This window comes from Frankia sp. CcCS3, from assembly GCF_977927575.1.
In genome coordinates this window covers 1-13,031 of the sequence record NZ_CDWRCL010000103.1, presented here as the reverse complement: position 1 = coordinate 13,031, position 13,031 = coordinate 1, and the positions used below count along the sequence as shown (strand labels likewise).

Below are 13,031 nucleotides of genomic sequence, written 5' to 3'. Positions count from 1 at the left end.
TTTACGTCCAGTTCTGCCTGATGAACATCTTCTACAGCGAGTTCAAGAACGTCATCGCCCGGCTGGCACCGGTGAAGGAGTTGCTGCGGGAACGAGAGTGGCACGTGACCCCACGCACCGTGCCGCAGCCCGACCCGGTCACGCCGGACAGCGCGACCGCCCCTCCAGCCGGCTTCGCGGCGGGCGGTGTGGTCCCTTACCCCGAAGCCAGGTCATGACCACACCAGGCGACCCTCGAAACATCGTGCCGAGGTCCCGGGTTCTGCCCGCGCCGGCTCTCCCGTCCTGGTGGGCGCAGCCCCCACCGCCACCGGTGCCACCGCCGCCACCACCGTTACCGCCACCGAGGGAGCGGCCGACGGTGCCGGTCCGGACCTCGGCCCGGCCGCGGGCCGGGGAGGCAGGTATCACCGGAGAGACCGGAGGAAACCGCCGCGGTCGTCGGCAGACGACAGTGGGCGATCCCAGGCTCGAGCTGGTCGACCTGGGCGGGTTCCGCGGCGTGGCGGCGATCTCGGTGATCATTTTCCACGCCTATCAGTTCTGCCGCGGGGATGGCAACACGCCGTACGCGGGTACATTCCTCGGCCAGGTCCTCGGCGCCTTCGACGGGATGATCAGTTGGTTCTTCCTGGTCTCCGGGTTCCTGCTGTATATGCCGATGGTGAACCGGGTCAGGGCCGGCCGGACCCAACGGTCACCCACAGACACGCTCATACGTCGTGGGCTGCGGGTTCTTCCGCTGTACTACACGGCGCTCATCATCGTATGGGCGGCGCGCAACCCCGGCCTGCCCGGCGACTGGATCGACCTGGTCGAACACCTGACCTTCACCCAGGTCTTCGACAGTAAACGGGTGTTTTACACGATCGGCCCGGCCTGGTCGCTGGCCGTCGAGGTCTACTTCTATCTCTACCTCGCCCTGGTCGCCGGCTGGCTGCGGCGGCGGCAGACCCATCGACTACCCGAGGCGCATCGCTGGCGGCGGCTCTGCCTGCCGCCGGTCCTGCTGATCGTGGTGTCCGCCGTCTGGATCGTCTACGCGGTCTACATCGTGCGGGCCCAGCACGACCAGTGGGCGTACTGGTTCTCGCCGCAGAACTATGCCGGCAACTTCGGCCTCGGAATGATCACTGCGGTTCTCTATGTCCGCCGCGGTCGGGAACGGCCGTTGTCCGCCCCGCTCGCGTGTGCGTTGCGGTTCGTCGCCGCCGGGCTCATCATCGCTGACGCGATGGTCCGGGGGCACACCGCGGCATCGTTCGAGGCGTTCTCCACGCTGAATTCGATCGGTTTCGGTGTGCTGTTCGCCGCGTCCGTGCTGGCGCCCCGCGACACGCTGTGGCGCCGGTTCTTCGCCACCCCAGCATTCGTCTGGCTCGGCATGATCAGCTACAGCGTGTACCTGTGGCATGAGCCGATTCTGCTGCTAGTGCTGGACCGGCACGGGCTGGTCAGTCATGCGCCGTCGGCGTTTCCGTGGGTGGCCGCCCTGCTGGTCACGGCCGGCGTCCTCGGTGGATGGATCAGCTACGTCGTCCTGGAGAAACCGGGCCGCCGGCTGTCCATCCTGGTGGAGAAGCTTCGCTACACCCCGGTGCCCGCCTCGGTGTCCGCCACCTCGGCGCGACCGGCACGGCCAGCTCCCTGACGTGGCGCAGGCTTCCCGGTCTGCGCCGGCTGCGCTATGTGCGCTGGCCGCGCGTACGGACCGTCGTGCCGGCGGCCCGCCCACGCCGTCGCCGGGACACTGACAGGCACACGGGTTCCGCCGCCACGTCTGGCACCCTGCCGACCGCCAACGGCCGGCTTAGCGGAGTGAAGTTTTTCGGCCTGCTCCGCTGATAGATTCCCAGGTCAGCAAGTGTCGTCCCCGCATGCGCGGGGATCTTCCGCGCTTCCCTGATAAGGAAGAGGCCGGTGGTTCGTCGTCCCCGCGTACGCGGGGATCTTCCCGACCCGCCGAGCCTGACGCCCGCTGCGGCGGCGTCATCCCCGCACGCGCGGGGATCTTCCCGGATCACCGGTGGACGGTTTATGCAGCCGGAGGTCGTCCCTGTGGCGTTGCCCTCGACCTCGCGCAGCACGTCGACCCGGCCCTGATCTCAAACCTCGCCGCCGGGGCCCGACCACCCCGCTGGGCACGGCGAGCTCCGAAGGCGCAACGCGGGGGGTTCGGGGGACTTGGCCCCCCGGCCAGCATGACGGCCACGGCGAAGCCGCCCACAGGGCGGCGAGCATGACCGGCCAGCGCGTGGACCTAGGTGGACTTGAACCACCGGCCTCTTCCTTATCAGGGAAGCGCTCTAACCGACTGAGCTATAGGTCCGTGCTGCGAGTGCAAGAATACAGGACGGCGGCGGAGGAGTGGGACCGCCGCCGCACCTCCAAGCTAATGATCGCTCAGGGTCAGCTCGACGCCGCCGATCATCTCGGCGCAGAGGTTGTAGAGCAGGGCACCGAGCGTGGACAGCGCGGTCATGAGGATGACGTTGATCGCCCCGATGAGCAAGCTGATCTGCATTGCCCGGCCGAACGACAGCCATCCTCGGATGTCGGTGCTGCTGCTGTCGGTCAGGGTGTCGGCCGCGTCGGAGACGCTGTCGAACACGCCGATCGAGTTCAGGACGAACCACAGCACGGCGATCGCGACGAGCAGAACCACAAAGACGCAGAGGGAGAACGCGAAGCTGACCCGGGTCACCGTGAGGGGATTGACCTTGGACAGCTTGAGCTTGGCCCGCCGGCCCTGACCGGGCGGGCGGGCGGAACCGGACGAGCCGGGACCGGACCGGCCAGGAGAGTGACCGGCACCCGCCCGCTCAGCGGAGATCGGCTCGAGCTGGTCGTCGAGCGCGCCGGGGGAGGTCGTGGTCACGCTGTTCGGAGCGCCCGTCGTCGTGGCGGTACCCGCGGACTCCGGCGCCGCGAGCGGCCGGTCGTAGGCCGCCGTGGGGCCGGCACCGCCGGACCTGCCCCCCGCCGGGCCCGGCGCGGCGGGGCGTACCGGATCGGGGGCGGGCATGCGCTCGGGCGCGGCACGGTTCCTGTCGGGATTCGTGGTACGGCTCCTCGTCATGCTGGGCGGGCGGACCAGGGAGATGGTGTCGTTCTCCTGTGGCCGCTCGGCCGGGGGCTCCACGCGAACTGCCGGCCCCCCTGGCGTGGCTCGACCGGGTCCGGGTGGCGCCAGGCCGAGGGACTTCGCCGGCGACGATACGGCGGCCGAGCCGAGTTTCCGGGTAGCCGAGCCCGCCTCGTCGGAGTGGGTTCCAGCGGCCCCGGTACGAGCCGACCCGGATGGGGACACCGACGACGTTCCGCTGGCACGTCCCGTGGAGGGGCCACCCGACGAACCTGCGCCCGACGCGCCCGCGGAGGAGGTGGACAAGGACCGCGAGGACAAGGGAGACTTCGCCCCGTCGGGGACCGATCCGGAGCGGGGCGCCGCCAAACCCGACGCCGACGAGCCGGGTTCAGCCGGATAGGCCTTCGACGACCCGGCCTTCGACGACCCAATCGAACCCGTCGGCCCCCCGGCGGAGGACGGCGGCGAGTCCGCCGCGCCTCCGGCCGGGCCGCGGCCGCCCTCCCGCTCATCCACGGGCCGCCCGGGCCGCCCGGGCCGCTGGAAGAACGGATTACCGGACGCGGGCCCACCGCCGGCCGCGGGCACCTTCACCGTCTCGCTGCCGGCGTCCCCCCCACGGCCGTCCCGCAGCGACAACGAGCGGCCCGCGGCGTCCGCCGCGCGTCCCGGCGCCGGCCCGGCGCCAGCCCGGCGACCGGCTTCCGAATCACGCCCGGCGGAACCGGAAACACCGGCGGAACCCGCGGAACCCGGGCCGGAGGAACCCGCGCCCCTGGCCGCGCCGCCAGCACCGGAGGAACCAGGGGAAGCGGGTCTCACCGTGGACCGCGGGCCGGCCCCGTCCCCTCTGCTCGGCCGGCGGGACTGCTCGGTGTCACGCGCTCCCTCCGACCCGGCGGCCGAGGAGGGGCCGCGGTAGACCGCCGACCGGGCTGGCCGGTCTTCCTGACTGTCACTCACGGACTCTCCCGGTTCGGTCCTGACGGTGTGCACGGGTCCCGCGCACACCCGTCCCCTCGGGCGGCGTCGTTCTCGGCGTGGGTGGCCACGACCACGAGACCGTCAGCCTCTCGGGGCTCGCTCTCAGCTTTCCTGGGGCCCGGCGTCGGTGTCCTCCGCATCAGCATTACGCGCGACTCCGACAACCTGCACGCCGGACTCCAGATCGATGAGCCGGACTCCCATGGTCTGCCGCTGCGCCCGCCGTACATCCTTGGCAACAGTCCGCAATACACCTCCGTTGGAGGCGATGGCGTAGAGCTGGTCGTCGGGATCGACGACGAGTGCCCCCACCAGACCACCGCGAGTCGAGACGATCTTAGCGGTCAGCACGCCCTTGCCACCACGGCCCTGCACCGGGTACTCGGCCAGCGGCGTCCGCTTCGCGTATCCACCGGAGGTGGCGACGAGCAGATCCGCCGTCGTACCCGGCACGACGACGTCCATGGACAGCAGCTCGTCCTCGGCATCGAACCGCATACCGATCACACCCGAGGTCGCCCGGCCCATCGGCCGCAACTGCTCGTCGTCGGCGTGGAACCGGATCGACTGGGCGTTGCGGCTGACCAGGAGCAGATCGTCGCCGGGCGCCACGAGCCGGGCGGCGATCAGCTCGTCGTCGTCGCGCAGGTTGATCGCCACCAGGCCACCGGCCCGGTTCGAGTCGAAGTCATGCAGCGCGGTCTTCTTGCACAGCCCGCGCTTGGTCGCCAGGACCAGGTAGGGGGCGGCCTCGTAGTCCTTGACCGCGATGACCTCGGCGATCCGCTCATCCTGCCCGAAAGCCAGGATGTTCGCGACGTGCTGGCCCTTGGCCGACCTGGCCTGCTCGGGCAGCTCGTGCGCCTTCGCCCGGTACACCCGGCCCTTGTTCGTGAAGAACAGCAGCCAGTGGTGGGTGGTCGTGACGAAGAAGTGCTCGACGATGTCGTCCTCGCGCAGCGCCGCGCCCTGCACGCCCTTGCCGCCGCGGCGCTGCGAGCGGTAGAGGTCGGTCTTGGTGCGCTTGGCGTAGCCGCCGCGGGTGACGGTGACGACCACGTCCTCCTGGGCGATCAGGTCCTCGATGGACATGTCGCCCTCGAACGGGACGAGACGGGTTCGCCGCTCGTCGCCGAACTTCTCGACGACCTCGGCGAGCTCCTCGCCGATGATCTGCCGCTGCCGGGTCGGCGAGGCCAGGATCGCCTCCAGATCGGAGATCTTCGCGCGAAGTTCGGCCGCCTCGTCGATGATCCGCTGACGTTCCAGGGCGGCGAGCCGGCGCAGCTGCATGTCGAGGATGGCGGTGGCCTGGATCTCCGACAGCGAGAAGCGTTCCATCAGCTGGCCGCGGGCCACGTCCGCCGACTCGGCGTTGCGGATGAGGTTGATGACCTCGTCGAGGTGATCCAGCGCGATCAGCAGACCGTCCAGGACGTGCAGCCGCTCGCGGGCCTTGCGCAGCTGATAGCGGGTCCGGCGGACGATGACGTCGATCTGGTGCTCGACGTAGTAGCGGACCATCTGGTCGAGGCGCAGGGTACGCGGCACGCCGTCGACGATCGCCAGCATGTTGACGCCGAAGGTGTCCTGAAGCTGGGTGTGCTTGTAGAGGTTGTTGAGCACGACCTTGGCGACGGCGTCGCGCTTGAGGTCGATGACCAGACGCTGGCCGATGCGCGCCGAGGTCTCGTCCCGGACGTCGGCGATACCGGTGACCCTGTTGTCCCGGACCAGTTCGGCGATCTTCTCGGCGAGGTTGTCCGGGTTCACCTGGTAGGGCAGCTCGGTGACGACGAGCTGGGTGCGGCCCTTGTTCTCCTCGACGTTCACCACCGCCCGCATCCGGATGCTGCCGCGGCCGGTGCGGTAGGCCTCCTCGATGCCGTTACGGCCGACGATGAGCCCCGAGGTCGGGAAGTCCGGGCCCTTGATCAGGCCGATCAGCGCCTCGAGCAACTCGGAGTCGCTCGCGTCCGGGTGGTCGAGCGCCCACCGCACGCCCTTCGCGACCTCGCGCAGGTTGTGCGGCGGGATGTTCGTCGCCATGCCGACCGCGATGCCGCCGGCGCCGTTGACGAGCAGGTTCGGGAACCGGCTGGGCAGAACGAGCGGCTCCTGCGAACGCCCATCGTAGTTCGGGGCGAAGTCGACCGTCTCCTGGTCGATGTCACGCAGCATCTCCATCGCCAAGGACGCCATCCGCGCCTCAGTGTACCGCATGGCGGCGGGTGGATCGTTGCCGGGCGAGCCGAAGTTGCCGTTCCCGTCGACCAGCGGGTAGCGCAACGACCAGCCCTGCGCGAGCCGGACGAGGGTGTCGTAGATCGCCGTGTCGCCGTGGGGGTGGTAGTTACCCATGACGTCCCCGACCACGCGGGAGCACTTGAAGTACCCGCGGTCGGGGCGGTAGCCGCCGTCGTACATGGCGTAGAGGACCCGGCGATGGACGGGCTTGAGCCCGTCGCGTACCTCCGGCAGCGCACGGCCGACGATGACCGACATGGCGTAGTCGAGATACGACCGCTGCATCTCGACTTCGATGCCGATGGGCTCGATGCGGTCGCCGGGGGGAGGAGGTAGGACGTCGACCACGGGGTCCTTCCAGGGCAGTGGGAGCAGTCGTCAGGGCGTCAGGGCGGGACGGGCGCCCCGGGCAACGGGGCCGGGTGGGATCCGACGGCGGGTGGGATCCGGAGCCCTCCGTTCGCCGGGTCGGACCGTCGGGATCGCCGCACCCGGACTGACCTGAGGGCCACCCGACGACCGATCCGAGGCACGCGACACGGCCGGGTCAGATGTCCAGGAAACGCACGTCCTTGGCATTACGTTGGATGAAGCTGCGACGCGCGTCGACATCCTCACCCATGAGCACGGAGAACAACTCGTCGGCGACCGCCGCGTCGTCGAGCGTGACCTGCAGCAGGATGCGCCGGTCCGGGTCCATGGTGGTGTCCCACAGCTCGGTGGCGTTCATCTCGCCGAGACCCTTGAATCGCTGGATGGCATCCTTGGGCAGCTTGCGCCCGGACTCCACCCCGCGGGCGACCAGCCCGTCGCGCTCCCGGTCGGAGTAGGCGTACTCCCAGTCCTCCCTACCCCATTTGATCTTGTAGAGCGGCGGCTGCGCCAGAAACACGTGACCGGCCTCGACCAGCGGGCGCATGAACCGGAACAGCAGCGTCAGCAGCAGGGTCCGGATGTGCTGGCCGTCGACGTCGGCGTCCGCCATCAATACGATCTTGTGGTAGCGCAGTTTCGCGATGTCGAAATCGTCGTGGATGCCGGTACCCAGCGCCTGGATGAGGGCCTGGACCTCGGTGTTCTTCAGGACGCGGTCGATGCGGGCCTTCTCGACGTTGAGGATCTTTCCTCGCAGCGGGAGGATCGCCTGGAACTTCGAGTCCCGACCGCCCTTGGCCGACCCACCCGCCGAGTCACCCTCGACGATGTACAGCTCGCACCGCTCGGGATCGGTGTACTGGCAGTCGGCGAGCTTGCCCGGCAGACCGGTGCCGCCGAGCAGACCCTTGCGCCGGGTCAGATCGCGGGCCTGACGGGCGGCGATGCGGGCCCGCTGGGCGTCGAGCGCCTTGCTGACGATAGCCCGAGCCTCGGTGCGGTTGACCTCGAACCAGTCCTTGAGCGCCGAGTAGCACATCTCCTGGATGAACTTCTTGGCCTCGGTGTTGCCGAGCTTGGTCTTGGTCTGGCCCTCGAACTGCGGCTGCGCGAGCTTCACCGAGATGATCGCGGTAAGGCCCTCCCGGATGTCGTCGCCGGAGAGCCGCTCGTCGCTGTTCTTGGCCCCGGCCTTCACCGGCTTGAGCAAGTTCTGGTCCTTGGCGTAGGCGTTGACGGCGCTGGTCAGCGCGGCCCGGAAGCCCTCCTCGTGGGTGCCGCCCTCGTGGGTGTTGATGGTGTTCGCGAAGGTGTAGACCGACTCGGTGTAGCCGCCGTTCCACTGCATCGCGAGCTCGGCCTCGATGCCCACGCCCTTCGACTCCAGCGAGATCACGCTGCGGTGGATGGTGTCCTTCGTGGCGTTGAGGTGACCGACGAAGTCGACCAGGCCGTTGGCGTACTTGTAGGTGACCGCCATGCGTTCCTCGTCACGCTCGTCGACGAGCGTGATCGACAGCCCCTTGTTGAGGAAGGCCATCTCCTGCAGGCGGCGGGCGAGCGTCTCGTACTTGTACTCGGTGGTCTCGAAGATCGTCGGATCCGCCCAGAAGGTGACCGACGTCCCGGTCTTGCGGGTGGTACCGGTCTTGGCCAGCGGCTTGTCCGGGCGGGTCGCCACGTACGGCTGGAACCAGACGTGCCCCTCCCGCTGGATCTCCACGTCGAGCCGGGTGGACAGCGCGTTGACCACGCTGACGCCGACTCCGTGCAGCCCGCCGGACACCGCATACGATTTGCCGTCGAACTTCCCGCCGGCGTGCAGGGTGGTCAGCACGACCTCGACGGCGGGCCGCTTCTCGGTGGGATGCATGCCGACGGGAATGCCGCGGCCGTTGTCGGTGACCCGCATCCCGCCGTCGGCAAGCAGCGTCACGGTGATGGTGTCGCAGTAACCGGCGAGCGCCTCGTCCACCGCGTTGTCCACGACCTCGTAGACGAGATGATGCAGTCCACGCTCTCCAGTGGAGCCGATGTACATACCAGGACGCTTGCGGACCGCGTCAAGACCTTCGAGAACCTTGATCGAACTTGCATCGTAGGCCACGCGGCGGGTCCCCTCGTTCTGGGCGGAAGTATCCACCAGTCTACCCGGCAACCCGCCATAGCGGACGCAGGGAGCCCCCTGACGTCTGCGCAGCGCCACGCACATGGGGATGGCCAACCCCCCCTACCGGACCGACTCCTCCGACCGCCTTGGCGCGCCTCCACGGCTGTCACCGGCACCGCGACCCCGCGGAACCGTCATGATCACCCCAGTCGCCCCGACGGATACCACAGGCGCTCTCCAGGCGCCAAGGGGCGCCTGGAGAGCGCAGGGGCGCAGGGAGCGTCAGGCGGGCGCCAGCCGAACGCCGGTCTCAGCCGTAGGTGTCACGGGGTCCTCGACCGCCGGTTCGGATGGACCCGTGCCGCCAGGACGGCGCCGTCGGTCCACGCACGACGATCCGGCGGACCACGTGTGGACCGAGCTCCCGGTGCAGGATGCCGAGGAGCTGCCGGGACAGCATGCGCAGCTGGGTCGCCCAGGCCGTCGACTCCGCGACAAGTTCCAGCTCTCCGTCACGCAGGGACACCGGGGTGCAGTGGTCGGCGATGTCCGGCCCGACGATGACATCCCATCGGGCCAGGACGTTCGCATCGCTCGCCTGAGCCTTCCAGCCACGGGCCGCCAGCAGCCGGTTGATCGCCGTCCCGAAACCGACCGGTTCGCGCCATTCCCGGCCGGGCGGTGCGATGCCCGGCATCCGCGGCCGGCGGGGCACCTGGTCGTCCGACGGGTCGGCCCGCCGGGCACCGAGGCGGGCCCGAGAGCCCGGGCCCCACGGACCGCCCGTCCCGGTGGCGCCGGCGGATGCCTCCTCATCGGCCCACGTGCCGCCGTCAGCACCTGGCATCCCGCCACCGCAACCAGGGCCGGGTCCGGCCGGACCCGGCCCGGCCGGGTGGCGGGCGGTGTGGCCGGCGCCCCCCCGTCCCCGCCCACGCTCCCGCGCGTCCCGTTTGGCCTGGGCGAGGATCTCCCGCGCCAGGTCCGCTCCGCGGGCTGCGGTGCCGTCCGGCCCCTCGGTCTTCCCTCGGCTCCCGGCACCTCCCCGGGACCGCCCGGGCGCGGTGGGATGGTCCCGGGGGTCTGGGCGCTCAGTGGGCATGCTGGACCTCTCCGTCGGCGACGGCGTACCGCACCCCGGTCAGCTCCGTGGGAACGTCGGTTTCGACCGCGGCTGTGACCAGTACCTGCTCCGCGGAGGCGACGAGTTCCGCGAGCCGACCGCGGCGACGCGTGTCCAGTTCGGCGAAAACGTCGTCCAGGAGCAGGACCGGCTCGCGGTCATCGGCACGCAGCAGGTCGAACGAGGCCAGCTTGAGCGCGAGGGCGAGGGACCAAGACTCGCCGTGACTCGCGTAGCCGCGGGCCGGGAGCCCGTTGATCGACAAGAGCAGATCGTCGCGGTGCGGACCGACCAGCGTCATCCCCCGTTCGACCTCCCGCGGCCGGGCGGCCTCCAGATCGGCGCGGATCGCCTCCGCCAGCATGGTCCGATCCGGTGCCGCCGGACCCGGCCGACCTGCGCCCGGCTGCTCTGGCTGGCCCGGTGGACCGGGTGGACCGGGTGGACCGGGTGCAGGCAAGGTGTCCGGGAGGGTGACGCTGGAACGGTAGTCCAGCGCGGTGGCGGACTCGGCGCCGGCGACGGCCTCGTACGCCGCGGCCACGGCCGGCCGCAACGCATCGACGAGTGCCAACCGCGCGGCCAGCACCTCGGCGCCATGCGTGGCCAGGTACCCGTCCCAGACGTCGAGGGTGCGCAGATCTCCCTGCCCCCCGGCTCGCCGGGCCGTCCCGGCGGTGCGTAGCAGGGTCGATCGTTGTTTGAGGACCCGGTCGTAGTCGGCGAGGACCGCGGCCATCCTCGGGGTCCGGGCGATCAGCAGCTCGTCGAGGAACTGACGACGCTGCGCCGGATCCCCCTTCACCAGGGCCAGGTCCTCCGGGGCGAACAGCACGGTGCACAGCAGACCGACGATGTCACGCGGCCGGGCGACGGGAGCCCGGTTCAACCGGGCCCGGTTCGCCTTTCCCGGAACGATCTCGATCTCCACCAGCGCGGCCCGGTCACCCCGGACGATCCTGGCGCGGATGACCGCCCGAGACGCGCCGTCACGGACCAGCGGGGCGTCCCCGGCGACCCGGTGGCTGGCCAGCGTGGCGACATAGCTGATCGCCTCGATCACGTTGGTCTTCCCCTGGCCGTTACCACCCACGAAGGTGGCCACTCCCGGACCCAGCGTTAGGTCAAGAGCTGGGTAGGACCGGAAGTCGACGAGGGACAGGTGCGTGAGGTGCACGTCACCCGTGCAGGCGGATCGGCATCAGCAGGTACCGGTAGTCGGGGACCTCGCCGTCGTCGTCGGCCTTCCGGGTCATGATCGCCGGCTTGTTCGCCGCCACCGCCGGGTCCTCCGCGCTGGCGAAACCGACCCGTACGACGTCCGACTCCAGCGCCCCGAGCGCGTCGAGCAGGTACGACGGGTTGAACGCCACAGACAGCTCCGGCCCATCGTAGGTCACCGGGAGGGTCTCCGTTGCCTGCGCCTCACCGCCCGTTCCAGCCTCCAGCACGAGGTGGTCCGGGGAAAACGTCAGCTGCACCGGTGCGGTCTTCGCAGCGACCAGCGCCACCCGTTTGACAGCCTCCTGCAACGGGGCGATCTCCAGCTGCGCGATCAACGGCGAGCTGTCCGGCAACAGCTTGCGGTAGGGCGGGAAGCTTCCGTCGAGCAACCGGGTCGTCGTCTGCCGGGTCGAGCCGGCGAAACCGGCCAGCGTCTCGCCGGAGGGCCCCGCCCCGAGCGCGATGGACACCTCCACCCCTGAACCCGACAACGACTTCGCGGTGTCGAGCAAGGTGCGGGCCGGCACGAGGGCGACCGTGACCGGTGTGGGCGGGGGGCTGTCCGCACCGGTCACACCGCCCGCACCGAGCCCGGCGGCTGTTTCCGATGGCCGCCACTTCAGCGTCCGCACGGCGAGCCGGTAACGGTCGGTCGCGGCGAGGGTGAGGGTGTCCCCCTCGATCTCGAGGCGGACCCCGGTAAGGACCGGCAGCGTGTCGTCACGACCGGCTGCGATCGCCACCTGTGAGACCGCTGCAGCGAACGCGGATCCCTCGATGTGCCCCGTGATCGGGGGCATGGCCGGAAGGGCTGGGTAGTCGTCCACCGGCAGCATCGGCAACGCGAACCGAGCATTGCCACAAGTGATCACCAAACGGGTGCCGTCGATGCCCAGATCGACCGGTGCCGCGGGCAGCGCCCGGGTGATCTCCGCGAGCAGTTTGCCGTTGACGAGCCCGCGCCCCTCCTCCGACACGGTCGCGTGCACCGTACACTGGGCGGCCACCTCGTAGTCGTACGCGGCGATCTTGAGCATCGGTCCGGTCGCGTCGAGGAGCAGGCCCGAGAGCACCTGCAACTGGGTGGTCGGCCGGCTCGGCAACGTGCGTGCGGTCCAGGCGACCGCTTCGGTGAATTCGTCCCGTTCCACCCGGAACTTCATGGTTAGGCCTCCTGTCGTTCCCTCCGGTTGTTCGGAGTCACCCCGCAGGGAACACCGACCAGCATCTCAGAGTGCCAGCAGACGCCGACGAGCGGTCGGCCGCGCTCCGGGCGCTTGCCTGGGGTCCAGCCGCGGCACGTAGATCGCTCGGATCCGGGCTCGAGCCGTTGTCCACACCTCCTAGTACTAAGAGTTTTTGATCATTCTTAGAAAAATCTAGTTGGTCGTAGTAGTAGGGGGTGTGGATACTGGGGATAACTGCTGTTTCCGCAGGTCAGAGGGGTTGTCGGCCGGTGCAAATCTTGTGGGTGGATCTGTGCATGCGCGCAGTGGTTATCCCCAGGCCCGATCTGCGTCCACAAGGACCACGTTGTCCCTCCACAGGCCTTCCCCGAGTTGTCCACAGGCTGTCCACTGCCACTCCACCGTTCCGACCGCAGGCTGTCCACAACGTTTTCCACAAGCTGTGGGCGGAACCACCCAGTGGGCTCGGTGCGGTTGTCCCCGGTTGTCCCCGGTTGTCCGTGGTCGTTCGGGGGAGTCCTGCCCCGCGGCGTCCGGTCCATGCGCCATGTGTGACACCCGGCGAGGCGTCACGCCCCGCCGTCGGGCGGCAGCCATCGGTCCGCAGGACCGTTCTGGCCGGGGGGAATAGGAGGAACCGTGCTGCCCGGCGGTGGGCAGCGGCGGTGGCAGCGGGCAGCGCCCCTAGGGCCT

General features: G+C 69.7%; 8 protein-coding genes, 1 tRNA gene and 1 pseudogene. 3 read left to right on the top strand and 7 right to left on the bottom strand.

The genetic code is table 11. The features are described from left to right. Both AC08OQ_RS11085 and AC08OQ_RS11080 read left to right on the top strand, forming a co-directional pair. Positions 1-218 (top strand): annotated as a pseudogene (locus AC08OQ_RS11085) (glycosyltransferase family 2 protein); the annotation flags it as partial. 236 nt (positions 219-454) lie between these two features. Continuing rightward, the gene (locus tag AC08OQ_RS11080) at positions 455-1,651 is read left to right on the top strand and encodes an acyltransferase family protein (RefSeq protein WP_476601115.1); all 1,197 of its coding nucleotides are present in this window, start codon (positions 455-457) and stop codon (positions 1,649-1,651) included. Between the two features lie 604 nt (positions 1,652-2,255). Here AC08OQ_RS11080 and AC08OQ_RS11075 read toward each other — a convergent pair. Beyond that, a tRNA-Ile gene (locus AC08OQ_RS11075) sits at positions 2,256-2,329 on the bottom strand. A 63-nt stretch (positions 2,330-2,392) separates the two neighbouring features. Next, complete coding sequence (locus AC08OQ_RS11070) at positions 2,393-3,025, bottom strand: DUF3566 domain-containing protein (RefSeq protein WP_476601113.1); 633 nt, start codon at positions 3,023-3,025, stop codon at positions 2,393-2,395. Between AC08OQ_RS11070 and AC08OQ_RS11065 the strand changes: the two genes are divergently transcribed. Further along, positions 3,024-3,488: a hypothetical protein gene (locus AC08OQ_RS11065; RefSeq protein ID WP_462188017.1), complete on the top strand. Its 465-nt coding sequence runs from the start codon at positions 3,024-3,026 to the stop codon at positions 3,486-3,488. The two genes, AC08OQ_RS11070 and AC08OQ_RS11065, sit on opposite strands and share 2 nt — an antisense overlap. A 686-nt stretch (positions 3,489-4,174) precedes the next feature. Here the strand turns inward: AC08OQ_RS11065 and gyrA are convergent. The 5 genes from gyrA to dnaN form a co-directional block, all read right to left on the bottom strand. After that, on the bottom strand, positions 4,175-6,667 hold the full coding sequence (gene gyrA / locus AC08OQ_RS11060) for a DNA gyrase subunit A (protein WP_462203711.1): 2,493 nt from the start codon (positions 6,665-6,667) through the stop codon (positions 4,175-4,177). Positions 6,668-6,866: 199 nt separating this feature from the next. Next, positions 6,867-8,801, bottom strand: a complete 1,935-nt coding sequence (gene gyrB / locus AC08OQ_RS11055) for a DNA topoisomerase (ATP-hydrolyzing) subunit B (RefSeq protein ID WP_476601111.1) — start codon at positions 8,799-8,801, stop codon at positions 6,867-6,869. A 313-nt stretch (positions 8,802-9,114) separates the two neighbouring features. Then, positions 9,115-9,906 carry a DciA family protein gene (locus AC08OQ_RS11050; protein ID WP_476601109.1) on the bottom strand — a complete coding sequence of 264 codons (792 nt, stop codon included), beginning with the start codon at positions 9,904-9,906 and terminating at the stop codon, positions 9,115-9,117. Then, on the bottom strand, positions 9,896-11,104 hold the full coding sequence (gene recF / locus AC08OQ_RS11045) for a DNA replication/repair protein RecF (protein ID WP_476601107.1): 1,209 nt from the start codon (positions 11,102-11,104) through the stop codon (positions 9,896-9,898). Before recF ends, AC08OQ_RS11050 begins: the two co-directional genes overlap by 11 nt. A 1-nt stretch (position 11,105) precedes the next feature. Then, positions 11,106-12,314 (bottom strand): DNA polymerase III subunit beta, encoded by a 1,209-nt coding sequence (dnaN, locus tag AC08OQ_RS11040; protein WP_476605204.1) that lies wholly within the window; start codon positions 12,312-12,314, stop codon positions 11,106-11,108. Positions 12,315-13,031 lie beyond the last annotated feature (717 nt).